The sequence below is a fragment of the Pseudomonas sp. HS6-2 genome, assembly GCF_049325675.2.
Lineage (GTDB): Bacteria > Pseudomonadota > Gammaproteobacteria > Pseudomonadales > Pseudomonadaceae > Aquipseudomonas > Aquipseudomonas putida_N.
Map to the genome: position 1 here is coordinate 3,959,732 of NZ_CM143906.1, position 24,259 is coordinate 3,983,990.

Consider the following 24,259-nt stretch of genomic DNA (forward strand, 5'->3'; position numbering starts at 1 on the left):
GTTCAGAATCGGGTCAGGGACAGGCCGGCCCAGGTGGCCAGGAGCCCGCCCACCACGCTGATACTGGTATAGCCCAAGGCGAGGGGCACTTGCCCACTTTCGATCAGGCGCACGGTATCGAGCGAGAAGGAGGAAAAGGTCGTCAGGCCGCCAAGGAAGCCGACGATCAGGCCGGCGCGCAGTTCGACCGGCACCAGCGGCTTGTGCAGGAACAGGCCATAGAGCAGGCCGATCAGCAGGCAGCCGACCAGGTTGACCGCCAGCGTACCGAGATAGAAGTGCCGTGGCCAGTGGGTCGCGACCCAGTTGGTGGTGGCGAAGCGCAACAAGGTACCGGCAATACCGCCCGCGCTGACGGCGGCTATCAGTGCAATCACGGTTTTCTCCGTTGGCGGGGGCTGTTGCGGTCGAGGTCGGCCAGGTGGCGCAGCTTCTCGCCGATCTTCAGCTCCAGGCCTCGCGGCACGGGCTGGTAGTACTGACGCGGCTCGAGTTCTTCCGGGAAGTAATCTTCGCCGGCAGCGTAGGCATCGGGCTCGTCGTGGGCGTAGCGGTATTCGTCGCCGTAGCCGAGTTGCTTCATCAGCTTGGTCGGGGCATTGCGCAGGTGCAGCGGCACTTCCAGCGAGCCATGTTCGGCGGCCTCGCGCAACGCGGTCTTGAAGCCCACGTACACCGCATTGCTTTTTGGCGCACAGGCGATGTAGGTGATGGCCTGGGCCACCGCTAGCTCGCCCTCGGGGCTGCCCAGGCGCTCCTGCACGTCCCAGGCGGCCAGGCACAGGCTCAGGGCCCGTGGGTCGGCGTTGCCGATGTCCTCGCTGGCCATGCGCACCACGCGGCGGGCGATGTACAGCGGATCGCAGCCGCCGTCGAGCATGCGTGCGAACCAGTACAGGGCGCCATCGGGGTTGGAGCCGCGCACCGACTTGTGCAGCGCGGAGATCTGGTCGTAAAACGCCTCGCCGCCCTTGTCGAAGCGCCGACGGCTGTCGCCGAGCAGGCTTTGCAGCATCTCGACGTCGATCTCGCTGCCATCTTCGGCAAGGTCCGAGGCATTCTCAAGGAAGTTGAGCATGCGCCGGCCATCGCCATCGGCGGCGGCCATGAGCATCTTGAAGGCGTCGTCACCCACACGCAGGTTGCGCTTGCCCAAGCCCCGCTCCTCGGTCAGGGCACGGTTGACCAGCTTGCGCAACGCCGCTTCGTCCAGGCTCTTGAGCACATACACCCGCGCCCGCGACAGCAAGGCGTTGTTCAGTTCGAACGACGGGTTCTCGGTGGTGGCACCGATGAACAGCAGCGTGCCGTCTTCCACGTAGGGCAGGAAGGCATCCTGCTGGGACTTGTTGAAGCGGTGCACTTCATCGACGAACAGGATGGTGCGCCGGCCATACTGGCCGGCCTGCTGCTTGGCCACTTCGACGGCCTGGCGGATCTCCTTGACCCCGGCCAGCACCGCCGACACCGTCTCGAAGTGCGCATCGCAGAACTGTGCCAGCAGCCGCGCCAGGGTGGTCTTGCCCACACCCGGCGGCCCCCAGAAGATCATCGAGTGCAGCGCACCCTGCTCCAGCGCCTCGCGCAACGGTTTGCCGCGCGCCAGCAGGTGTTCCTGGCCGACGTACTCATCCAGATTGGACGGGCGCAGGCGGGCTGCCAGAGGCTGGGCGACGGGTTCGCTTCGAAACAGGTCCATGGCGAGCTCTGCTTACTCCTTGATGACGTCGGCGCCTTTGGGGATGTCGAACTTGAACTGGCTGTCCGGCACCGCCTGGTTGGCTTTGACGCCATTGAACAGGATGTTGGTGCGCTGGCCGACACTGTCGATCAGCTGCATGTCATTGATCAGGCCCTTGCGGAACGACACACGCAGCGAGTCGAACAAGGTGTCCTTGGTCTTCGGCTTGAGGGTGAAGTCCATCACGTCGCCCTGCTGCTTGGAGGTGATGTCGAAGCTCTGGCTGATCTTCGACACGTCACCGGACAGCAGCAATGCCGGGGTCTGGTTCAGACGCTGGTCGAGCTTCTTGATGGTCGCCTGTTCCAGGTCCGGGTCCCACAGAGTGACGTTCTTGCCGTCGGACACCACCACCTGCTCCTGCGGCGCATTGGTGTGCCAGTAGAACAAGCCTGGGCGCTTCACGGTCATCTCGCCGGACGTTTCCTGCAGGCTAGTGCCGCCGGCGTCCAGGGTCAGCTGGGAGAAATTGGCCTCGATGGTCTGGGATTTTTCCAGCAACTGGGTCAGGCGTTGTACGTCTTGCTCACCGGCATAAGCAGTAACCGAGCCCAGGGTCAGGGCAGAAACCAACAGCATGCGAATCGCGCGCATGGGAATCCTCATTGAGCATTGAAATGGCCGGGCGCCACCGTTGGCGCCCGGCAAGGTGTTCATCAGTCGCGCGGGCCGCCCGGGGCAATCACTTCCCGCGAGCCGTTGCTGTTCATCGGGGTGACCACGCCGGCCATCTCCATCGACTCGATCATCCGCGCGGCGCGGTTGTAGCCGATCTTCAGCTTGCGCTGTACCGCCGAGATGGAAGCGCGGCGGCTTTCCAACACGAACTGCACGGCTTCATCATACAGGGCATCGGTTTCGGCATCGTCACCATCGCCACCGCCACCGCCGCCGTCGAAGCCGCTGCCGGCCTCTTCGACGCCATTGAGGATGTCGTCGTTGTAGTCCGGCGCGCCACGCAGCTTCCACGCCTCGACCGTGCGATGCACTTCATCGTCGGAGACGAATGCACCGTGGACACGGATCGGCAGGCTGGTGCCCGGCGGCATGTACAGCATGTCACCGTGACCGAGCAGCTGTTCGGCGCCGCCCTGGTCGATGATGGTCCGCGAGTCGATCTTGCTCGATACCTGGAACGCCATGCGGGTCGGGATGTTGGCCTTGATCAGGCCGGTAATCACGTCCACCGACGGGCGCTGGGTGGCGAGGATCAGGTGGATACCGGCGGCCCGCGCCTTCTGGGCGATACGGGCAATCAGCTCTTCGACCTTCTTGCCGACGATCATCATCATGTCGGCGAATTCGTCGACCACCACGACGATGGTCGGCAGGGTCTTCAGCGCTGGCGGCTCGTCGTCCATGCTCTCGCGGCGGTACAGCGGGTCATGGATGATCTCGCCGGCTTCCTGGGCGTCCTTGATCTTGCGGTTGAAGCCGGCCAGGTTACGCACGCCCATGGCCGCCATCAGCTTGTAGCGCCGCTCCATCTCGGCCACGCTCCAGCGCAGGGCGTTGGCGGCGTCCTTCATGTCGGTGACCACCGGGCACAGCAAGTGCGGAATGCCCTCGTAGATCGACAGTTCGAGCATTTTCGGGTCGATCATGATCAGCCGCGCGTCTTCCGGGCTGGACTTGAACAGGATCGACAGGATCATCGCGTTGACACCCACCGACTTACCGGAACCGGTAGTACCGGCCACCAACAGGTGCGGCATCTTGGCCAGGTCGGTAATCACCGGCTTGCCGCCGATGTCGTGACCCAGGGCCAGGGTGACCGGCGATTTCTGCTCGTCGTACTGCGGCGTGGCAAGTACTTCCGAGAAGCGCACCATCTGCCGGTTTTCGTTGGGGATCTCGATACCCACGGTGGTCTTGCCGGGGATCACCTCGACCACCCGCACACTGGTCACCGCCAGCGATCGCGCCAGGTCCTTGGCCAGGTTGGCGATGCGGCTGACCTTGACGCCAGCAGCCGGCTGGATTTCGTAACGGGTAATCACCGGACCCGGGTGGATGGAGTCCACCGAGACTTCCACGCCGAATTCCTTGAGTTTGATTTCCAGCAACTGGCCAACCCCGGCCAGGGATTCTGGCGAGTACTCGATCTTCTTCTGTTCGGCCGGGTCGAGAATGGAAATCGACGGCAAGGTGCCTTCCACGGCGCTGTCGACGAACAGCGGCGCCTGTTTTTCCTTCATCACCCGCTTGCTCGGCTCCGGCGCCCTGGCCGCAGCCGGTGGCACAATGGTCGGGGCCACTGCAGGCGGCTGCTCGCGCGGGACCACGGGTTCACGCGGCACGACAGGTTCGCGGGAAAGTGTCGGTTCACTGCGCACGACAGGCTCACGGCCAAGGGTCGGCTCGCGGGGTTCAGCGGGCTGGGCCGGCGCTTCCTCACGCTTGAAGATGCGCTCACGCAAGGCCGGCTTGGCTGGTTCACGCTTGTCGGTGGCCTTCGGCGCCAGGTCGAACACCGGCTCGTCAACTTCACGCAGTTGCGCTTCCAGGCGCTTGCGCTCGTTGCGTGCTTCCCACCAGCGGCTGGCCGCGCCCTGCACCAGTTCGAACAGGTCGAGGGTGATCTTGCCGGTCATGTCCATCACCTTGAACCACGACAGGTCGGTGAACACGGTCAGGCCGAACAGGAACAGAGCAATGAACATCAGCGTGCTGCCCTGCACGTTCAGCAGGTTGCGCGCCAGGTCGCCGAGGCTTTCGCCCAGCGCACCGCCCGCAGAAAACGGCAGGCTCGCCGGCGGATGGAAATGAATATGCGCCAGGGCCGCGCCCGACAGCACCAGAAACACCAGGCCAATCAGCCGCCAGGAGAACAGCCAGCCGCTCCACTGCCACGGCTGATGACGCTCGCGGAAGATTTGCCAGGTCTTGATCGCCAGCAGCAGCGGGAAGATGTAGGCGAAGTAGCCCAGCACCATGAACAGGATGTCGGCGAAGTACGCACCGGCACGCCCGGCGGCGTTCTGCACCTGGTCGATGTTGCTGGTGTGGCTGAAGCCCGGATCCGACGTGTCGTAGGTCAGCAGTGCCATCCACAGGTACAGGCACAGGGCACCGACAGCGATCAACGCACCTTCCTTGAGGCGGTAATGCAGCTGCTGGCGCCACAGGGGCACGGGCAAGGGAGCTGGAGTTGCGGTGGATTTCTTCAAAACGCGTCTATTCCTGCGCGTGCTGCGCGTCCAGTAGTGATCGGCCGGTGTCTGGCCAATGAACCACTATTTTTAACATTACTGCCCGCCAGCCGCCATGACGGCACGCCGTATGGCTCTCGCGTGGGGGCGACTTTCGTATAGGTGCAATTTGAGCATGCATTTTCTTTTGTGACAAAGGCTTATGCTGTGTTTTTGCACAGGTGTGACAGCAAATGTAGCGGATGGTGCCTATGCTTTCATGAATGTGTAGGAAATTACCTATTCTGCTGCCCGCCAATGACTCTTGACCCTGCCAGCATTGACCCCGCAAGCCCTGCGCGCCATGCTGCGCTCTCCCCTCCCCCACCGCACAATAGACCATGCTCACCTGGCTAACCCGCGACTCGCTGACCTTCCCGCCCCTGGAAAAGGCCCTGCACGACCCCAACGGCCTGCTCGCCGCCGGCGGCGACCTGAGCCCCGAGCGCCTGGAGCAAGCCTACCGGCATGGCTGCTTCCCCTGGTACCAGGACGGCCAGCCGATCCTCTGGTGGTCGCCCGACCCACGCACGGTGCTGTTCCCGGACGAGCTGCACGTCTCGCGCTCGCTGGCCAAGCTGATGCGCCAGGGCCGCTACCAGGTCAGCTTCGACAGCGACTTCCCGGCGGTGATTGCCGCCTGCGCGGCGCCGCGCGACTACGCGGACGGTACCTGGATCACCGACACCATGCGCAATGCCTACTGCGAACTGCACCGACGCGGCATCGCCCACTCGGTGGAAGTGCGCGAGCGCGGCGAGCTGGTCGGCGGCTTGTACGGCCTGGCCATCGGCCAGCTGTTCTTCGGCGAATCGATGTTCAGCCGCGCCGACAATGCCTCCAAGGTTGGCTTCGTGACGCTGGTCGAACATTTGCGCCAGGCCGGTTTCGTGCTGATCGACTGCCAGATGCCAACCAACCATCTGCACAGCCTTGGCGCCCGCGCCATCAGCCGCGCCCGCTTCGCCGACTACCTGGCGCACCACCTCGACCAGCCCAACAGCGCCACCTGGGTTTGCTAGGCGAGTTCTGCCAGCTGGCTTACACTTAAAGCAAAGTCTCACCGAGGGGGTTGATCATGACAGAGTTGGCGCGGTTGAAGTTCTATGCCACTCAACCCCACTCCTGCAGCTACCTGCCGGACGAACAGGCCACCACGCTGTTCCTCGACCCCAGCCAGCCGATGGACGTGCATGTGTATGCCGACCTGTCGGAAATGGGCTTCCGCCGCAGCGGCGACCACCTGTACCGCCCGCACTGCCAGAACTGCAATGCCTGCGTACCGGCGCGCATCCCCGCCGCACGCTTCATTCCCAACCGCCAGCAGCGGCGCATCCTCAAGCGCAACGCCGACCTGACCGTGACCGCTGCCCGCCCGGCGTTCAAGGAAGAGTATTTCGACCTGTACCGGCGCTACATCGAAACCCGCCACGCCGATGGCGACATGTATCCGCCGAGCCGCGACCAGTTTTCCACCTTCCTGGTCCGCGACCTGCCGTTCTGCTGGTTCTACGAGTTCCGCCTGGAAGGCCGCCTGCTGGCAGTTGCCGTCTGCGACCTGCTGCCCAACGGCCTGTCGGCGGTATACACGTTCTACGAGCCTGAAGAAGAACGCCGCAGCCTCGGGCGCTTTGCCATCCTCTGGCAGATCACCGAAGCCCTGCGCCAGGACCTGGAGGCGGTGTACCTGGGCTACTGGATCAAAAACTGCAAGAAAATGAACTACAAGACGCAGTATCGGCCTATCGAGTTGTTGATAAACCAGCGCTGGGTCACCCTCAACTGAAAGCATTGGCTTGACACACAGTTTTCGGGCATAATCCACGCCACTTTTTTGCCCGGTGCGGTTATGCGTCGGGCCAACACTGGATCCGAGGGCTCTACTGCATGTCGAAAGAAGACAGCTTCGAAATGGAAGGCACTGTCGTCGACACCCTGCCCAACACCATGTTCCGCGTGGAGTTGGAAAACGGGCACGTCGTAACCGCGCATATCTCCGGAAAGATGCGCAAAAACTACATCCGTATTCTCACTGGCGACAAGGTCCGCGTCGAACTGACGCCTTACGACCTGAGCAAGGGCCGCATCACTTACCGTGCGCGCTAAGTTCTAGCCATGAAAAAGCCCGGCGATGTGCCGGGCTTTTTTGTGCCTGCCAGATTGCAGAGGGGGCCGCAAAGCGGCCCCGTACGATCAAGCCACCTCAGCCGTGGTCTCGAAGTCGAACACCAGTTCGCCATCGCGCAGGTCGACATGCACCACGCCACCGTGCTCGGCCAGCTCGCCAAACAGGATCTCCTCGGCCAGCGGCCGCTTGATCTTATCCTGGATAAGCCGCGCCATCGGCCGTGCACCCATCTGCACGTCGTAGCCGGAAACCGCCAGCCAGCCGCGGGCGGCATCACTGACCTCCAGCAGCACACGCTTGTCTTCCAACTGTGCCTGCAGTTCGATGAGGAACTTGTCGACGATGCTCTTGATCGTCTCGGTGCTCAGGCGGCCAAACTGGATGATGGTGTCCAGACGGTTGCGGAACTCCGGCGTGAAGCTCTTGCGGATGACTTCCATGGCATCGGACGCGTGGTCCTGATGGGTAAAGCCGATCGAGGCCCGCGCGGCGGTTTCGGCACCGGCGTTGGTGGTCATGATCAGGATCACGTTACGGAAGTCGGCTTTGCGCCCGTTGTTGTCGGTCAGGGTACCGTGGTCCATCACCTGCAGCAGCAAGTTGAAGACTTCCGGGTGGGCCTTCTCGATTTCATCGAGCAGCAGCACGCAGTGCGGTTGCTTGGTGATCGCCTCGGTCAGCAGGCCACCCTGGTCGAAACCAACATAGCCAGGCGGCGCACCGATCAGGCGCGACACGGTGTGACGCTCCATGTACTCGGACATGTCGAAGCGCACCAGCTCGACCCCCAACGCCTTGGCCAGCTGCCGCGCCGCTTCGGTCTTGCCCACACCGGTCGGGCCGGCGAACAGGAACGAACCGACCGGTTTGTCCGGCGATTTGAGGCCGGCCCGGGACAGCTTGATGGCGGTGGCCAACGAGTCGATGGCCTGGTCCTGGCCGAACACGGTCAGCTTCAGGTCGCGCTCGAGGTTACGCAGCAGCTCCTTGTCGGAACTGGTGACATGCTTCGGCGGAATCCGCGCGATCTTGGCGACAATGTCTTCGACCTGCGGCACATCGATGCGTTTGACCCGATTGGCTTCGGGCTGCAGGCGCTGATAGGCACCTGCCTCGTCGATCACGTCGATGGCCTTGTCCGGCATGTGCCGGTCATTGATGTAGCGCGAGGCCAGTTCGGCGGCGGCGCGCAGGGCTTCGTCGCTGTACTCGATGTTGTGGTGGCTCTCGAAGCGGCCTTTCAGCCCACGCAGGATGCCAACGGTGTCTTCCACCGATGGCTCGCTGACATCGACCTTCTGGAAGCGCCGCGCCAGGGCACGGTCCTTCTCGAAGATGCCGCGGAATTCCTGGAAGGTGGTCGAACCGATGCAACGGATTTCGCCAGACGACAGCAGTGGTTTGAGCAGGTTGGACGCATCCATCACCCCGCCCGACGCCGCACCGGCACCGATGATGGTGTGGATCTCGTCAATGAACAGAATCGCTTGCGGGCGCTTCTTCAGCTCACCGAGCAGCGCCTTGAAGCGCTTTTCGAAATCACCGCGGTACTTGGTACCGGCCAGCAGTGCACCGAGGTCCAGCGAATAGACCACGCTCTGTGCCAGCAGGTCAGGCACCTGGCCGTCGACAATACGTTTGGCCAGGCCTTCGGCGATGGCGGTTTTGCCGACGCCGGCCTCACCGACCAGCAGCGGGTTGTTCTTGCGTCGGCGGGCCAGAATCTGCGCCACGCGCTCGACTTCCTGCTCGCGCCCCACCAGAGGGTCGATACGGCCGGCACGGGCCAGCTCGTTCAGATTGCTGGCGTAGGCATCCAGCGGGTTGCTCGAAGAGGAGGTTTCGCCACCTTCTTCGTCCTGCATTTCCTGGTCGCTTTCGGAATGCGAACCATGGCCCGGCACCTTGGAGATGCCATGGGCAATGTAGTTGACCACATCAATACGGGCCACGCTCTGCTGCTTGAGCAGGAACACGGCCTGGCTTTCCTGTTCGCTGAAGATCGCCACCAGCACATTGGCACCGGTGACTTCGCGCTTGCCGGAACTCTGCACATGGAACACGGCACGTTGCAGCACACGCTGGAAGCCCAGGGTCGGCTGGGTTTCGCGGTCTTCGTCGTTGACGGGGATCAGGGGTGTAGTGGAGTCGATGAACTCTTGCAGGTCGTGCTTGAGTTTGTCGAGATTGGCGCCACAGGCGCGCAGAACGGTCGCAGCAGCCTCATTGTCAAGGAGTGCCAGCAGCAGATGTTCGACGGTCATGAACTCATGACGCTTCGAACGAGCCTCCTTGAAGGCAAGATTGAGGGTGACTTCGAGCTCGCGGTTTAACATAGCTTCACCTCATACCCAAGTGGTCGGCGATTAACCGTCCTTCTCGATTTCACAGAGTAGCGGATGCTGGCTTTCCCTGGCGTATTGGTTGACCTGCATGGCCTTTGTTTCGGCGATGTCACGGGTAAACAATCCGCACACTGCCCGCCCTTCGGTATGGACGGTCAGCATGATCTTGGTCGCCAGCTCGCGGTTCAGACTGAAGAACGTTTCGAGCACTTCGACGACGAAATCCATCGGCGTGTAGTCATCGTTGAACAAAACCACCTTGTACATAGGTGGTGCCTGCAGGATCGGCTTGGCTTCCTGAACGGCAAGACCTGAGCCGTCGTCCTCGTTCGTTTGCGGGCGATCCTGATTGAATGTTAGTCGAATCTCACTGGGTGCATGCATGGAAAGAATTTCATCATGAGCGTCAGGTTAAGGTTGTGGGTTGACTGCAATTGCGGCCGCTGGCGCACGCGCCACCTGACCTTGACTATCGGCAAAACGGTGTTACAACCAATAAGAACCCACCGTGGTCGATAAAGATCCGCGCAGTCAACCAGATTTTTCGCATGGTTCGTATGCGGATGAAGTGGATGATACTCCAGTGATGGAGTCCTTTGCAGAGGGACATAGGGATGGCAAGCGGTAAAGTCAAGTGGTTCAACAATGCCAAGGGCTACGGATTCGTCAATGAGGAGGGTAAAGCCGAGGATCTGTTCGCCCACTACACGGCGATCATGATGGACGGCTACAAGACGCTCAAGGCCGGCCAGTCCGTGGAATTCGAGATCATCCAGGGCCCCAAAGGCCTGCACGCGATCAAGATCATCGACGCCGCAACGGCTGCAGCCGCCAAGGCTGTCGGCCAGTCCGAGGACGAGACCGTGCAAGTCTGACCACCCCGCTCTCTGCCGGTATACGAAAGAACCGGCCGCTTCTTTAGCAGAAGCGGCCGGTTTTCAATTGCCTTACATATGTTTGATCATTGCATCACCAAAGCCCGAGCTGCCCACCAATGTAGCGCCATCCATCAAGCGCTCGAAGTCGTAGGTCACGGTCTTGGCCGCAATCGCGCCATTGGTGCCCTTGATGATCAGGTCAGCCGCCTCGGTCCAGCCCATGTGCCTCAGCATCATCTCTGCGGAGAGGATCACCGAACCGGGGTTGACCTTGTCCTGCCCCGCATACTTGGGCGCAGTGCCGTGGGTAGCCTCGAACATGGCCACGGTATCGGACAGGTTGGCACCCGGCGCAATGCCGATGCCGCCCACCTCCGCCGCCAAGGCGTCGGACAGGTAGTCACCGTTGAGGTTGAGGGTGGCGATCACGTCGTACTCGGCCGGGCGCAGCAGGATCTGCTGGAGCATGGCGTCGGCAATGGCATCCTTGACGATCACCTCACGGCCGGTTTTCGGGTTCTTGAACTTCATCCACGGACCACCATCGAGCAGCTCGGCACCGAACTCGTCGCGGGCCACTTCATAGCCCCAGTCCTTGAAGGCCCCTTCGGTGAACTTCATGATGTTGCCCTTGTGCACCAGGGTCAGCGACTCGCGGTCGTTGTCGACCACGTATTGCAGGGCCTTGCGCACCAGGCGCTTGGTGCCCTCGCGCGAGACCGGCTTGACGCCGATGCCGCAGTCCTGGTCGAAACGGATCTTGGTGACACCCATTTCCTCCTTTAGGAACTTGATCACCTTGTTCGCCTCGGGCGAGCCGGCCTTCCACTCGATCCCGGCATAGATGTCTTCGGAGTTCTCGCGGAAGATCACCATGTCGACGTCGCCGGGCTTCTTCACCGGGCTCGGCACCCCCTGGAACCACAGCACCGGACGCAGGCACACATACAGGTCGAGCTGCTGGCGCAGGGCCACGTTGAGCGAACGGATACCGCCACCGACTGGCGTGGTCAGCGGCCCCTTGATCGAGACCACATAGTCTTTCACCGCATCCAAGGTCTCCTGGGGCAGCCAGGTGTCCTGGTCATACACCTGGGTGGCCTTCTCGCCAGCGTACACCTCCATCCAGGCAATCTTGCGCTTGCCGCCGTAGGCCTTGTGCACGGCGGCATCGACCACCTTGATCATCACCGGCGAGACATCGACGCCAATCCCGTCGCCTTCGATATAAGGAATGATCGGGTTGTCAGGAACGTTGAGCGAATGATCTGCATTGACGGTGATCTTGGTGCCGTCGGTCGGAACCTTGATTTTCTGGTATCCCATGCTTGCACTACTCCGCTGTCGGGTGTGATTGGACATCGTGCGATCCACTGAGCCTAAACCACATCTGCTGACCTGCAAGCACTGCGGCAATACACCACATTGCCCCTACGTCTTTGGTCTTATAAATGGCGCCGATGTCACTTCGCCTTGCTGATTAGCCCAAATGGTTTGGTATACTCCGCCGCGACCGAAGGGTCATCGGGGCGAATCCCAGGAAAATGCGGACCGCCCTTGGCCATGAATGGCCGAAAAGCCTGGCCAGAAAAGTCTGGACTGTTACCGCAGCTCAGCATTGACGCTCGACTGATGCATCCACCATCACCGCTCGCAGCCTCTCGACTTTCCGCTCATGGCGTTGCCAGGGCGATGCGCCTACCCTGCGCAACACGAGACTCGAGCACGCTCAGCACACAGAGAGTTAACCCGCATGCCCACCCGTTCCAAGATCATCTATACCTTCACCGACGAAGCCCCCGCCCTCGCCACCTACTCGCTGCTGCCGATTGTCGAAGCCTTTACAGCTTGCGCTGACATCGCCGTCGAAACTCGCGACATCTCCCTGGCTGGCCGTATCCTTGCCGCCTTCCCGGAGCAACTGGGCGCAGAGAAGCAAGTAGGCGATCACCTGGCGGAACTGGGCCAGCTGGCTACCACCCCTGAAGCCAACATCATCAAGCTGCCGAACATCAGCGCCTCGGTACCGCAACTCAAGGCCGCGATCAAGGAACTGCAAGGCAAGGGGTTCAACATCCCTGACTACGCCGACGAGCCGTCCACCGAGGCCGAGAAAGAATCCCGCGCCCGCTACGACCGCATCAAGGGCTCCGCGGTGAACCCGGTGCTGCGCGAAGGCAACTCCGACCGCCGCGCGCCGCTGTCGGTCAAGAACTATGCTCGCAAGCACCCGCACAAGATGGGCGCCTGGGCTGCCGACTCGCAGTCGCACGTTGCCCACATGAACAACGGCGACTTCTACGGCAGCGAAAAAGCTGCACTGATCGAGGCTGACGACAGCCTGCGCATCGAGCTGGTCGGCAAAGATGGCAGCACCACCGTGCTCAAAGCCAAGACCGCCGTCAAGGCCGCCGAAATCGTCGACTGCGCCACCATGAGCCGCAAAGCCCTGAAAGCCTTCATCGCCGAGCAGATCGCCGATGCCAAGGCCTCCGGCGTGCTGCTGTCGGTGCACCTGAAAGCCACCATGATGAAGGTCTCCGACCCGATCATGTTCGGCGTCATCGTCGAAGAGTTCTACAACGACGTGCTGGCCAAGCACGCCGCTGTCCTGGCTGAAGTCGGCTTCAACGCCAACAACGGTATCGGCGACCTGTACGCCCGCATCAAGGACCTGCCAGCTGACAAGCAGGCCGAGATCGAAGCCGACATCCAGGCCCTGTACGCCGAGCGCCCAGCGCTGGCCATGGTCAACTCCGACAAGGGCATTACCAACCTGCACGTGCCGAGCGACGTCATCGTCGACGCCTCGATGCCAGCGATGATCCGTGACTCGGGCAAGATGTGGAACACCGCCGGTGAACTGCAGGATGCCAAGGCGATCATCCCGGATCGTTGCTACGCCGGCATCTACCAGGCCACCATCGAAGACTGCAAGGCCAACGGTGCCTTCGACCCGACCACCATGGGCAGCGTACCGAACGTCGGCCTGATGGCGCAGAAGGCCGAAGAGTACGGTTCCCACGACAAGACCTTCCAGATTCAGGCCGACGGCGTTGTCCGTGTGGTCGATGGCAAGGGCAAGGTCGTTCTGGAGCAGAACGTCGAAGCCGGTGACATCTTCCGCATGTGCCAGACCAAAGACGCGCCGATCCAGGACTGGGTCAAGCTGGCCGTCAACCGTGCCCGCCTGAGCAACACCCCGGCGGTGTTCTGGCTGGACCCGGCCCGCGCTCACGACGGCGTGATGATCGAGAAGGTGCAGCAGTACCTGAAGGATCACGACACCGCAGGCCTGGACATCCGCGTCCTGGCACCGGTCGACGCGATCAAGTTCTCCCTGGCTCGCATCCGCGAAGGCAAGGACACCATCTCGGTGACCGGCAACGTGCTGCGCGACTACCTGACCGACCTGTTCCCGATCATGGAACTGGGCACCAGCGCCAAGATGCTGTCGATCGTGCCGCTGATGAACGGCGGTGGCCTGTTCGAAACCGGCGCCGGTGGTTCGGCACCAAAGCACGTGCAGCAGTTGGTGGAAGAGAACTTCCTGCGCTGGGACTCGCTGGGTGAATTCCTGGCCCTGGCCGCTTCCCTGGAGCACCTGGGCAACACCTACGACAACCCGCGCGCCAAGGTCCTGGCCAACACCCTGGACCAGGCTACCGGCAAGTTCCTCGACACCAACAAGTCGCCTTCGCGCAAAGTCGGTGGTATCGACAACCGCGGCAGCCACTTCTACCTGACCCTGTACTGGGCCCAGGCCCTGGCTACCCAGAGCGACGACGCCGCCCTGCAGGCGCGCTTCGCCCCACTGGCCAAGACCCTGTCCGAGAACGAGGAGACCATCGTCGCCGAGCTCAACGCCGTCCAGGGCAAGCCAGCCGACATCGGTGGCTACTATGCTCCGGATGCCGCGCTGACCGCCAAGGTGATGCGCCCAAGCAAGACCCTTAACAGCGCCATTGCCGCCCTGTAAGGTTCGCTTGAAGTAACAGCACAAACCCCGGCCACGCACCGGGGTTTGTGCTTTCTGGATTAATGATTTCCAGCGGCCAACGCAAACCCGCTCCCACAGGGTTCGCGCTGGCCCTGATGGAGCTGTTAATGACCTGGCAACCCCACATCACCGTCGCCACCATCGTCGAACACGAGGGCAAGTTCCTCTTCGTCGAAGAATTCAAGGCCGACCAGCACGTCTTCAACCAGCCCGCCGGCCACCTCGAACCCAACGAGACCCTGCCCCAGGCCGCCCTGCGCGAAACCCTGGAAGAAACCGCCTGGGAAGTCGAGCTCACTGGCGTGGTCGGCATCTACCTCTATACCGCCCCAAGCAACGGCGTGACCTACCAGCGCATCTGCTTCGCCGCCCGCCCCGTGCGCCACCACCAGGACCTGGCCCTGGACAGCGACATCGTCCGCGCCGTGTGGCTGACCCGCGAAGAACTGCTGGCCGACCCCACCCGCTGGCGCAGCGAGCTCGTCCCGCGCTGCCTCGACGACTACCTCGCTGGCCCGCTGCACAGCCTCGAATTGCTGCGTGACTGACGCGCCGCGCCGGTTTTGATAGAATCGGCGTTTTTCCCCCTTGATACACACCGGTACCCATGACCAGCCCAGCACTCAAAGACCCCGCCAAGACCCGCGTCATCGTCGGCATGTCCGGCGGCGTGGACTCTTCCGTCTCCGCCCTTCTGCTCATGGAACAGGGCTACCAGGTGGAAGGGCTGTTCATGAAGAACTGGGAAGAAGACGACGGCACCGAATACTGCACCGCCCGTGAAGACCTGGCCGACGCCCAGGCCGTGTGCGACCGCATCGGCATCAAGCTGCACACCGCCAACTTCGCCGCCGAATACTGGGACAACGTGTTCGAGCACTTCCTCGAGGAATACAAGGCCGGCCGCACGCCCAACCCGGACATCCTCTGCAACCGCGAAATCAAGTTCAAGGCGTTCCTCGACTACGCCCTGTCGCTGGGTGCCGACCTGATCGCCACCGGCCACTACGTGCGCCGCCGCGACACTGACGAACTGACCGAACTGCTCAAGGGCCTGGACCCGAACAAGGACCAGAGCTACTTCCTGCACGCCGTCGGCGGCAAAGAGATTGCCCGTACCTTGTTCCCGGTCGGTGAACTGGAAAAGCCGGAAGTGCGCGCCATCGCCGAAAAACACGGCCTGGCCACCGCCAAGAAGAAGGATTCCACCGGGATCTGCTTCATCGGCGAGCGCCGTTTCAGCGACTTCCTCAAGCAATACCTGCCGGCCCAGCCAGGCAACATCGAAACTACCGAAGGTGAAGTGATCGGCCGCCACCACGGCCTGATGTACCACACCATCGGCCAGCGCCAGGGCCTGGGCATCGGCGGCCTGAAGGACGCTGGTGACGAGCCGTGGTACGTGCTGCACAAGGACCTGACCCGCAATGTGCTGGTGGTAGGCCAGGGCAACGAACACCCATGGCTGTTCTCCCGCGCCCTGCTCGCCTCGGAAATCTTCTGGGTCAACCCGATCGACCTGAGCAGCCCGCGCCAGCTGACCGCCAAAGTGCGCTACCGCCAGAGCGACCAGCAATGCACCCTGGAGCTGACCGAAACCGGCTACCGTGCCGTGTTCGACGAGCCGCAGCGCGCCGTGACCCCGGGCCAGTCCGTGGTGTTCTATGACGGCGAGGTGTGCCTGGGCGGCGGCGTGATCGAAACCGCCGAGCCGTGGAGCCCGCGCGCATGAGCAACCTGCAGGAGCAGTTGATTGCCCTGGGCGGTGTGTTCCAGGCCGCCGTGCTGGTCGACCGCATCGCCCGCACCGGCCAGGCCAGCGAAGCCAACATTGGCTGCATGCTTGGCAGCCTGCTGGTACGTGACCCCAAGGATACCTTGGAGGTGTTCGGCGGCGACGACCTCAACCTGCGTGACGGTTATCGTGCCCTGGTTGGCGCCCTCGAACGCGACCCCAGCAGCCTGCAGCGCGAGCCGCTGCGCTACGCGCTGTCGATGCTCGGCCTGGAGCGCCAGCTGAACAAACGCGACGACCTGCTCGACACCATCGGCAACCGCCTGCCACAGATCCAGTCCCAGGCCGACCATTTCGGCCTGGTTCACGAAAATGTCATCGCCTCCAGCGGAGCCTTGTACCAGGACACCCTGAGCACCTTGCGCCAGCGCATCCAGGTGCACGGCGACATGCGCTTCCTGCAGCAGGCCAGCAACGCCTCGAAGATCCGCGCCCTGCTGCTCGCCGGCATCCGCGCCGCGCGCCTGTGGCGCCAGCTGGGCGGGCATCGCTGGCAGCTGGTGTTCAGCCGGCGCAAGCTGCTCAACGAACTGTACGACATGATGCGTTCGCCTTCCTGATAGGCGACACCGACTCGGGCGCAATTTTCATGTATGATATGCGCCCTTCCAAAAGCCTGACTGTCCGAGAACACCCCATGCAGCTTTCTTCGCTCACTGCGGTTTCCCCTGTAGACGGCCGTTACGCCGGCAAAACCCAGGCCTTGCGCCCCATTTTCAGCGAATTCGGCCTGATCCGTTTCCGCGCTCTGGTCGAAGTGCGCTGGCTGCAGCGCCTGGCCGCCCACCCGCAGATTAGTGAAGTGCCGGCGTTCTCCGCCGAAGCCAACGCCCTGCTGGACAGCCTGGCCACCGACTTCAAGCTCGAGCACGCCGAACGCGTCAAGGAAATCGAGCGCACCACCAACCACGACGTCAAGGCGATCGAATATCTCCTCAAGGAGCAGGCCGCCAAGCTGCCTGAGCTGGCCAAGGTCAGCGAGTTCATCCACTTCGCCTGCACCAGCGAGGACATCAACAACCTGTCCCACGCCCTGATGCTGCGCGCTGGCCGTGACGACGTGCTGCTGCCGCTGATGCGCCAGATCGCCGACGCCATCCGCGCCCTGGCCCACGCCCACGCCGACGTGCCGATGCTGTCGCGCACCCACGGCCAGCCGGCTTCGCCGACCACCCTGGGCAAAGAACTGGCCAACGTCGTGTACCGCCTGGAGCGCCAGATCGCCCAGGTCGCTGCCGTGCCGCTGCTGGGCAAGATCAACGGCGCCGTGGGCAACTACAACGCCCACCTGTCGGCCTACTCGCAGATCGATTGGGAGCAGAACGCCCGCGCCTTCATCGAAGACGAACTGGGCCTGCAGTTCAATCCGTACACCACCCAGATCGAGCCGCACGACTACATCGCCGAGCTGTTCGACGCGATCGCCCGCTTCAACACCATCCTCATCGACTTCGACCGCGACGTTTGGGGCTACATCTCGCTGGGCTACTTCAAGCAGAAGACCGTGGCCGGCGAAATCGGCTCGTCGACCATGCCGCACAAGGTCAACCCGATCGACTTCGAAAACTCCGAAGGCAACCTGGGCATCGCCAACGCACTGTTCCAGCACCTGGCCAGCAAGCTGCCGATCTCGCGCTGGCAGCGTGACCTGACCGACTCCACCGTGCTGCGCAACCTGGGCGTGGGCTTTGCCCACAGCGTCATCGCCTACGAAGCCAGCCTGAAAGGCATCGGCAAGCTGGAAGTCAACGAAGCCCGTATCGCTGCCGACCTGGACGCCTGCTGGGAAGTCCTCGCCGAGCCGATCCAGACCGTGATGCGCCGCTTCAACATCGAGAACCCCTACGAGAAGCTCAAGGAGCTGACCCGTGGCAAGGGCATCACGCCAGAAGCGCTGCTGACCTTCATCGACGGCCTCGACATGCCGGCCGACGCCAAGGCCGAACTGAAGCTGCTGACCCCCGCTACCTACATCGGTAACGCGGCAGCCCAGGCCAAACGCATCTAAGCTGACCGTCGCGTTCAACGCCCGGCCTGGCCGGGCGTTTTTATTCCCGGACGAAAATTACGTTTTTTCAATAGGTTGAACATGAATCCTGATACTCCACTGCAGCTGCTCGGCGGCATCTCGGCCCGCGAATTCATGCGCGACTACTGGCAGAAGAAGCCGCTGCTGGTGCGCCAGGCCTTCCCGGACTTCGAAAGCCCGATCGACCCCGACGAGCTGGCCGGCCTGGCCCTGGAAGAGGAAGTCGAGTCGCGCATCGTCCTTGAACACGGCGCCCACCCGTGGGAACTGCGCCGCGGCCCGTTCACCGAAGACACCTTCGCCGAGCTGCCGGAACAGGACTGGACCCTGCTGGTGCAGGCCGTCGACCAGTTCGTCCCGGAAGTCGCCGAGCTGCTGGAGCACTTCCGCTTCCTGCCAAGCTGGCGTATCGATGACGTGATGATCAGCTTTGCCACCCCGGGTGGCAGCGTCGGTCCGCACTTCGACAACTACGACGTGTTCCTGCTGCAGGGCCACGGCGAGCGCAACTGGAAAGTCGGCCAGATGTGCAACAGCGACAGCCCGCTGCTGGAGCACGCCGACCTGCGCATCCTCGCCGAATTCGAACAGAGCGACGAGTGGACTCTGGAGCCCGGCGACATGCTCTATCTGCCACCGCGCCTGGCCCACTACGGCGTCGCCGTGGACAACTGCCTGACCTACTCGGTCGGCTTCCGCGCCCCAAGCGCCGCCGAAGTGCTGACCCACTTCACCGACTTCCTCGGCCAGTTCCTGCCGGAAGAAGAGCGCTACAGCGACGCCGACGCGCAGCCTGCCAGCGACCCGCACCAGATCCAGCACGACGCTCTCGACCGCCTCAAGGCGCTGATCGACAAGCACACCAACGACAAGGACCTGCTGCTGACCTGGTTCGGCCAGTTCATGACCGAGCCGCGCTACCCGGAGCAGGTGGTTGGTGAAGAAATGGACGAAGACGAGCTGATCGAAGCCCTGGAAGACGGTGCCATCCTGATCCGCAATCCTAGCGCCCGCATGGCCTGGTCCGAGCTCGGCGACGACCTGATGCTGTTCGCCAGCGGCCGCAGCTGCCCACTGCCGGCCAAGCTGCGCGAACTGCTGAAGCTGGTGTGCTCGGCCGATGCGTTACACATCGACAACCTTGAGCAGTGGTTGCAGGATGAAGATGGCCTTATGCTGGTACAGCAGCTGATCAAACAAGGAAGCCTGGGATTCGCCAATGAATAAGATTCGTGTGCGCCTAGCCGACTGGCACAAGGACAACGCTGATATCCGCCGTATCCGCGAAGCCGTGTTCATTGCCGAGCAGCATGTACCGCCAGAGCTGGAGTGGGACTCGGACGATCCGAGCGCCGCGCACTTCCTGGCGCTGGAAGGCGACTACCCGATCGGCACTGCGCGCCTGCTGCCCGACGGCACCATTGGTCGGGTCTCGGTGCTCAAGGACTGGCGCGGCCTGAAGGTCGGCGATGCGCTGATGAATGCAGTGATCGTCGAGGCGCAGGACCGTGACCTGAAGCAGCAGATGCTCAGTGCCCAGGTGCATGCCACGCCGTTCTACGAGCGCCTGGGCTTTCGCGTAGTCAGCGAAGAATTCCTCGAAGCCGGCATCCCGCATGTGGACATGGTGCGCGACTCGCGCGCCTGATCCCTGCACTGGCCTCTTCGCGGGACAAGCCCGCTCCTACAGGTACCGCACGGGCCTGCAGGAGCGGGCTTTTCCCGCGAAGGGCGGCACAGGTAGCAACACATCAGCTGACAAAACCTGTACATCCATCCAGATAAAACTTGCCTCCGCGCCCCCGCTTGCGCATCCTAGTGCCCATCATTCCCCGATGAAGCGTTCCCGGCCATGCGCCTGTTCCTCTGCGAAAAACCCTCCCAGGCCAAAGACATCGCCAAGGTGCTCGGTGCCAACCGCAAGGCTGACGGCTGCTGGCAGGGTACCGACGTCTGCGTGACCTGGTGCATTGGCCACCTGCTGGAAACCGCCCCGCCCGACAGCTACGACGACCGCTACAAGCGCTGGAACCTCGCCGACCTGCCGATCATTCCGGAAAAGTGGAAGATGCTGGTCAAGCCCAAGACCGCCAGCCAGTACAAGGCGGTCAAGCGCCTGCTTGGCGAAGCCCGCGAACTGGTGATCGCCACCGACGCCGACCGCGAAGGCGAGATGATCGCCCGCGAGCTGGTCGAGCACTGTCGCTACCGTGGCCCGATCCAGCGCCTGTGGCTGTCGGCCCTGGATGACGCCTCGATCCGCAAGGCCCTGGCGCGCCTGTTGCCTGGCCAGGAAACCTTCAACCTGTACCACTCGGCCCTGGGCCGCTCCCGCGCCGACTGGCTGATCGGCATGAACATGAGCCGGCTGTTCACCCTGCTCGGCCGCCAGTCCGGCTACCAGGGCGTACTGCCGGTGGGGCGGGTACAAACTCCGACTCTGCGCCTGGTGGTGGACCGCGACCGCAGCATCGCTGACTTCGTGCCGGTGCCGTTCTGGGCCATCGATGTCCAACTGGAAAGCGCGGGCCAGGTTTTCAACGCCCAGTGGCGCGCACCGGAAGACACCTGCGACGACCAGGGCCGCTGCCTGAATCAGGCGCTGGCCCAGCAGGCCGCTGCCGACATGAGCAATGCGGGTACGGCGCGAGTACTGAAAGTTGCCACAGAACGCGTGCGCGAGGCCGCACCGCTGCCCTTCGACCTCGGCACCCTGCAGGAGCTGTGCTCGAAAAAGTTCGGCCTCGGCGCACAGGAAACCCTCGACATCGCCCAGGCGCTGTACGAAACCCACAAGCTGATCACCTACCCGCGCAGCGACTGCGGTTACCTGCCGGTCAGCCAGCACGGCGAGGCGCCAGCCATCCTTGCCGCGCTGCAACGTGCCGACGCCAGCCTGGCGCCGCTGCAAGCGCATCTGGAGCCGCAGCGCCGCTCACGCGCGTGGAACGACGCCAAGGTCAGCGCCCACCACGGCATCATCCCCACGGCAGCCGCCAGCGACCCGGCACGCCTGCCAGCCAAGCACAAGGCGGTCTACACCCTGATCCGTGCCCGCTACCTGGCGCAGTTCCTGCCCAACCACGAATACGACCGTACCCAGGCCGAATTCGACTGCGCCGGCAATGCCCTGCGCGCCGTCGGCAAGCAGATCGTCGAACCCGGCTGGCGCCGCGCCCTGCCCGAGGCACTGACCCCGGCCAAGGGCCGCGAGGCCCAGCCAACCCAGGTGCTGCCAACCCTGCGTGAGGGACAGGACTGCAATGTGCACGGTTTGCAACTGAAGGACCTGTGGACCCAGCCGCCCAAACCTTTCACCGAAGGCGACCTGATCAAGGCGATGAAGAACGTCGCCAAGCTGGTGGATGACCCAAGGCTGAAACAGAAGCTCAAGGAAACCACCGGCATCGGCACCGAAGCCACCCGTGCCAGCATCATCCAGGGCTTGCTTGACCGCGGCTACCTGGTGAAGAACGGCAAGGCCTTGTCCGCCACCCCAGCAGCGTTCAGCCTGATCGACGCCGTGCCCCGCGCCATTGCCGACCCTGGCACAACGGCAATCTGGGAGCAGGCGCTGGACATGGTGCAGAGTGGCGAGATGAGCCTGGAGGAGTTCGTTGCCCGGCAGTCGGCGTGGATGGGCAAGCTGGTGGAGCGTTGCCGCGGGATGCGCATGACCATTACCGGGCCAGCGGTGGGCAAGGCGGCGCCCTGGAAGAAGAAGCGGCGGAGCAGCGGGAAGGCCAAGGCGACCGGTGGCAAGCCACGACAACCGAAGCGTAAAGCCTCCAGTTGATGGGTTGCCTGCACCGGCCTCTTCGCGGGACAAGCCCGCTCCTACAGGGATTTGCGTACTCCTGTAGGAACGGGCTTGTCCTGCGAAGAGGCCGGTACAGCCACCACACAAGCTAGGTCCCACTCTTCAACCGGCTGAATGCCCGTGTCAACTCGCGGTTGAACGCCTTGCCATTATCATTCTTGCCATACAACCGCGCCCGCACCTCGGCCGGTGGATAGGTCCCTGGCGCATTCCTGATCCGTGCATCCACAAGCCCATCCGCCGCCGTTATCGCATTGGCGTAATGAATGGTGTCGGTAATCGGCGCAATCACATCCGGCCGCATCAGGTAATCCACCAGCTTCCACGCCGCATCCGGATGCGGCGCATCTTTGGGCACCACCAGCGCGTCCAGCCAGATCAACGTGCCCTCCTTCGGGATGCTGTAGTCCAGCACAAACGCCTTGCCGGCCTGCTGCGCCTGTCCTTCGGCGATGGCCACGTTGCCGTTCCACGACATCGCCACGCAGGTTTCGCCATTGGCCAGGTCGTTGATGTTGCGGTCATTGTCGAAGTAGCGAATGTGCGGGCGCACCTTGCGCAGTTGCACCTCTGCCGCCTTCAGGTCCTCAAGGCGCTGCTGGTTGATGTCCAGGCCCATGTAGCGCATCACCGCGGCGAACACTTCGTTGGGGTCGTTGAGCAGGCTCACCCCGCAGTCAGCGAATTTCGCCACCACCTGCGGGTCGAACAGCATCGCCCAGCTGTCCAGTGGTGCATCGCCCATGCGCGCAGTCACCGCCTGCTGCTGGTAGCCCACCCCGGTGGTGCCCCAGGCATAGGTCCCGGCATAGCGGTTGCCTGGGTCGAACAGGGCCATGTGCTGGCGAAACTCTTCACCCACCCCTGCCAAGTGCGGCAACTGGGCTTTGTCCAGCGGCTGTAGGGCGCCGCTGGCAATGGCCCGGCTCAGGTGCTGGCCGGCAGTGAGCACCACGTCATAGCCACTACCACCGGTCAACAGCTTGGTCTCGGCAGTTTCCAGCGAGTCGAAGTGGTCGGCGACCACGCGGATGCCGGTTTCCTTCTCGAACTGGGTCAAGGTATCGGGGGCAAGGTACTCGCCCCAGATGTACAGGTTGACGGTCGGCTGTTGTGCGTCGGCAGCCTGGGCCGCCGAGGCGGCGCAGCCCAGGGCGAGCGCAAGGGTGAGTGCGCTCAGCTTCATCAGCGGCGGCCTCCAGCGTATTGCGGCATGGTGATGCAGGCGACGTTACCGCCACCGAGCAGGATCTCGCGGGAGTTCTCGATACCGATGATGCGGTGACCGGGGAACAGCTCCGCCAGGGTCGCCTGGGCAATGGCGTCATTGCGGTCGCCAAACAGCGGCACGACAATGGCCGAGTTGCCCGCGTAGTAGTTGATGTACGAAGCACAAATCTGGGTGCCTGCCTCGCGCAAGTGAGTGCCTTCGACCTGGTCCAGCCCTGCGGCTTCTTCGGCTGTCCATTGCAGCACGTCGGGCTGTGGCAGCTTGTGCACTTTCAGTTCACGGCCACGGGCATCGCGGGTGCTGCGCAGGATGTCGTAGGCCTCCTGGTAGATTTCCCACTGCGGGTCGTCACGCTTGTCCGTCCATTGCAGCACCACTTCACCAGGCCGTACGAAGCAGGCCAGGTCGTCGACGTGGCCATCGGTTTCGTCGAACTTGCAGCCACGCGGCAGCCAGATAACCTGCTCGGCACCCAGGTAGTCTTCCAGGCGACGGGTCACTTCGGCCTTGCCCAGGTGGGCGTTGCGGTTGCGGTTGAGCAGGCATTGCTCGGTGGTCAGCAAGCTGCCCTGGCCATCACTCTGGATGCCGCCCAGCTCGGCGATCAGCGGCGCGCGGTAGCGGTCCAGGCCTTCGATCTCGAGTATCTTCTGGGCGATCTGGTCGTCCTTGTCCCACGGGTAGTAAAGGCCACCCTCGAGCCCGCCGTAAGCGTTGAACTCGAAGTCGACGCCACGTACTTCACCACTGTTGTCATTGACCACGAAGCAGGCACCGCTGTCACGGAACCAGGTGTCGTTGCAGGTCATTTCCACCACCCGCACCTGCGGTGGCAGCAGGCGCCGGGCATTGGCGTACTGGGCAGCGGAGGCGCAGACCGTGACCGGCTCGCTGGAGGCGATCGCGCTGACGATCTCGACCCAGACTTTCTGCGCAGGCTTGGCACCATTGCGCCAGACATCCGGTCGCTCTGGCCAGCCGAGCCAGCAGCCTGCCTTGCGCTCGAATTCGCCGGGCAGGCGGAAACCATCGGCCTTGGGAGTGGTGGTGAGCGAACGTGCCATGGGTCAACCTCGTGTCGGTGAGTGATGGCTGCACGCT

General features: G+C 63.0%; 21 protein-coding genes. 12 read left to right on the forward strand and 9 right to left on the reverse strand.

The annotated features are described in order from the left end of the window. Positions 1 to 2: 2 nt before the first annotated feature. From crcB to ACOKS3_RS18385, 4 genes are all read right to left on the reverse strand, one after another. Entirely contained in the window at positions 3 to 377 is a 375-nt protein-coding gene (gene crcB, locus ACOKS3_RS18370) for a fluoride efflux transporter CrcB (RefSeq protein ID WP_103448059.1), read from the reverse strand. Continuing rightward, entirely contained in the window at positions 374 to 1,699 is a 1,326-nt protein-coding gene (locus ACOKS3_RS18375; protein ID WP_103448060.1) for a replication-associated recombination protein A, read from the reverse strand. The genes crcB and ACOKS3_RS18375 overlap by 4 nt, the downstream gene beginning before the upstream one ends. Positions 1,700 to 1,711: 12 nt before the next feature. Then, positions 1,712 to 2,335 carry an outer membrane lipoprotein periplasmic chaperone LolA gene (gene lolA, locus ACOKS3_RS18380; RefSeq protein WP_422763532.1) on the reverse strand — a complete coding sequence of 208 codons (624 nt, stop codon included), beginning with the start codon at positions 2,333 to 2,335 and terminating at the stop codon, positions 1,712 to 1,714. A gap of 62 nt (positions 2,336 to 2,397) precedes the next feature. Beyond that, positions 2,398 to 4,971 (reverse strand): DNA translocase FtsK, encoded by a 2,574-nt coding sequence (locus ACOKS3_RS18385; RefSeq protein WP_374755304.1) that lies wholly within the window; start codon positions 4,969 to 4,971, stop codon positions 2,398 to 2,400. A 302-nt stretch (positions 4,972 to 5,273) separates the two neighbouring features. Here ACOKS3_RS18385 and aat point away from each other — a divergent pair, with 302 nt between their 5' ends. The 3 genes from aat (at position 5,274) to infA (ending at position 7,038) form a co-directional block, all read left to right on the forward strand. Then, complete coding sequence (aat, locus tag ACOKS3_RS18390) at positions 5,274 to 5,954, forward strand: leucyl/phenylalanyl-tRNA--protein transferase (RefSeq protein ID WP_103448063.1); 681 nt, start codon at positions 5,274 to 5,276, stop codon at positions 5,952 to 5,954. Positions 5,955 to 6,010: 56 nt separating this feature from the next. After that, positions 6,011 to 6,718, forward strand: coding sequence for an arginyltransferase (locus ACOKS3_RS18395; RefSeq protein WP_054886817.1), 708 nt, complete (start codon positions 6,011 to 6,013; stop codon positions 6,716 to 6,718). Positions 6,719 to 6,819: 101 nt separating this feature from the next. Beyond that, positions 6,820 to 7,038 carry a translation initiation factor IF-1 gene (infA, locus tag ACOKS3_RS18400; RefSeq protein WP_002553999.1) on the forward strand — a complete coding sequence of 73 codons (219 nt, stop codon included), beginning with the start codon at positions 6,820 to 6,822 and terminating at the stop codon, positions 7,036 to 7,038. Positions 7,039 to 7,125: 87 nt separating this feature from the next. Here the strand turns inward: infA and clpA are convergent, their stop codons facing one another. Both clpA and clpS read right to left on the reverse strand, forming a co-directional pair. Further along, entirely contained in the window at positions 7,126 to 9,396 is a 2,271-nt protein-coding gene (gene clpA / locus ACOKS3_RS18405; protein ID WP_152955990.1) for an ATP-dependent Clp protease ATP-binding subunit ClpA, read from the reverse strand. 30 nt (positions 9,397 to 9,426) lie between these two features. Further along, positions 9,427 to 9,789: an ATP-dependent Clp protease adapter ClpS gene (gene clpS / locus ACOKS3_RS18410; RefSeq protein ID WP_016488124.1), complete on the reverse strand. Its 363-nt coding sequence runs from the start codon at positions 9,787 to 9,789 to the stop codon at positions 9,427 to 9,429. A 230-nt stretch (positions 9,790 to 10,019) separates the two neighbouring features. On the opposite strand from clpS, the gene cspD reads away from it, so the two are divergent. Continuing rightward, the gene (gene cspD, locus ACOKS3_RS18415; protein WP_103448065.1) at positions 10,020 to 10,280 is read left to right on the forward strand and encodes a cold shock domain-containing protein CspD; all 261 of its coding nucleotides are present in this window, start codon (positions 10,020 to 10,022) and stop codon (positions 10,278 to 10,280) included. Between the two features lie 72 nt (positions 10,281 to 10,352). Here the strand turns inward: cspD and icd are convergent, their stop codons facing one another. After that, the gene (icd, locus tag ACOKS3_RS18420) at positions 10,353 to 11,609 is read right to left on the reverse strand and encodes an NADP-dependent isocitrate dehydrogenase (protein WP_103448066.1); all 1,257 of its coding nucleotides are present in this window, start codon (positions 11,607 to 11,609) and stop codon (positions 10,353 to 10,355) included. A 427-nt stretch (positions 11,610 to 12,036) separates the two neighbouring features. On the opposite strand from icd, the gene ACOKS3_RS18425 reads away from it, so the two are divergent. From ACOKS3_RS18425 to ACOKS3_RS18460, 8 genes are all read left to right on the forward strand, one after another. Next, positions 12,037 to 14,262: an NADP-dependent isocitrate dehydrogenase gene (locus ACOKS3_RS18425; protein WP_103448067.1), complete on the forward strand. Its 2,226-nt coding sequence runs from the start codon at positions 12,037 to 12,039 to the stop codon at positions 14,260 to 14,262. Positions 14,263 to 14,390: 128 nt separating this feature from the next. Then, the gene (locus tag ACOKS3_RS18430; protein ID WP_103448068.1) at positions 14,391 to 14,831 is read left to right on the forward strand and encodes an NUDIX hydrolase; all 441 of its coding nucleotides are present in this window, start codon (positions 14,391 to 14,393) and stop codon (positions 14,829 to 14,831) included. A gap of 59 nt (positions 14,832 to 14,890) precedes the next feature. After that, a complete protein-coding gene (gene mnmA / locus ACOKS3_RS18435; protein ID WP_103448069.1) occupies positions 14,891 to 16,015 on the forward strand; it encodes a tRNA 2-thiouridine(34) synthase MnmA in 1,125 nt (374 codons plus the stop codon). Further along, complete coding sequence (hflD, locus tag ACOKS3_RS18440) at positions 16,012 to 16,638, forward strand: high frequency lysogenization protein HflD (protein WP_103448070.1); 627 nt, start codon at positions 16,012 to 16,014, stop codon at positions 16,636 to 16,638. The genes mnmA and hflD overlap by 4 nt, the downstream gene beginning before the upstream one ends. A 77-nt stretch (positions 16,639 to 16,715) precedes the next feature. Further along, a complete protein-coding gene (gene purB / locus ACOKS3_RS18445) occupies positions 16,716 to 18,086 on the forward strand; it encodes an adenylosuccinate lyase (RefSeq protein WP_422763531.1) in 1,371 nt (456 codons plus the stop codon). A gap of 81 nt (positions 18,087 to 18,167) precedes the next feature. After that, positions 18,168 to 19,334 (forward strand): ribosomal protein uL16 3-hydroxylase, encoded by a 1,167-nt coding sequence (locus ACOKS3_RS18450; protein WP_103448072.1) that lies wholly within the window; start codon positions 18,168 to 18,170, stop codon positions 19,332 to 19,334. Next, positions 19,327 to 19,755 (forward strand): GNAT family N-acetyltransferase, encoded by a 429-nt coding sequence (locus tag ACOKS3_RS18455; protein ID WP_060511170.1) that lies wholly within the window; start codon positions 19,327 to 19,329, stop codon positions 19,753 to 19,755. Before ACOKS3_RS18450 ends, ACOKS3_RS18455 begins: the two co-directional genes overlap by 8 nt. 204 nt (positions 19,756 to 19,959) lie before the next feature. Further along, a complete protein-coding gene (locus tag ACOKS3_RS18460) occupies positions 19,960 to 21,903 on the forward strand; it encodes a DNA topoisomerase III (RefSeq protein WP_422763530.1) in 1,944 nt (647 codons plus the stop codon). A 112-nt stretch (positions 21,904 to 22,015) separates the two neighbouring features. Here ACOKS3_RS18460 and ACOKS3_RS18465 read toward each other — a convergent pair whose 3' ends face one another. Both ACOKS3_RS18465 and aguA read right to left on the reverse strand, forming a co-directional pair. Next, the gene (locus ACOKS3_RS18465) at positions 22,016 to 23,113 is read right to left on the reverse strand and encodes an extracellular solute-binding protein (protein ID WP_422763529.1); all 1,098 of its coding nucleotides are present in this window, start codon (positions 23,111 to 23,113) and stop codon (positions 22,016 to 22,018) included. Then, a complete protein-coding gene (aguA, locus tag ACOKS3_RS18470; protein ID WP_422763528.1) occupies positions 23,113 to 24,222 on the reverse strand; it encodes an agmatine deiminase in 1,110 nt (369 codons plus the stop codon). The genes ACOKS3_RS18465 and aguA overlap by 1 nt, the downstream gene beginning before the upstream one ends. Positions 24,223 to 24,259: the final 37 nt, after the last annotated feature.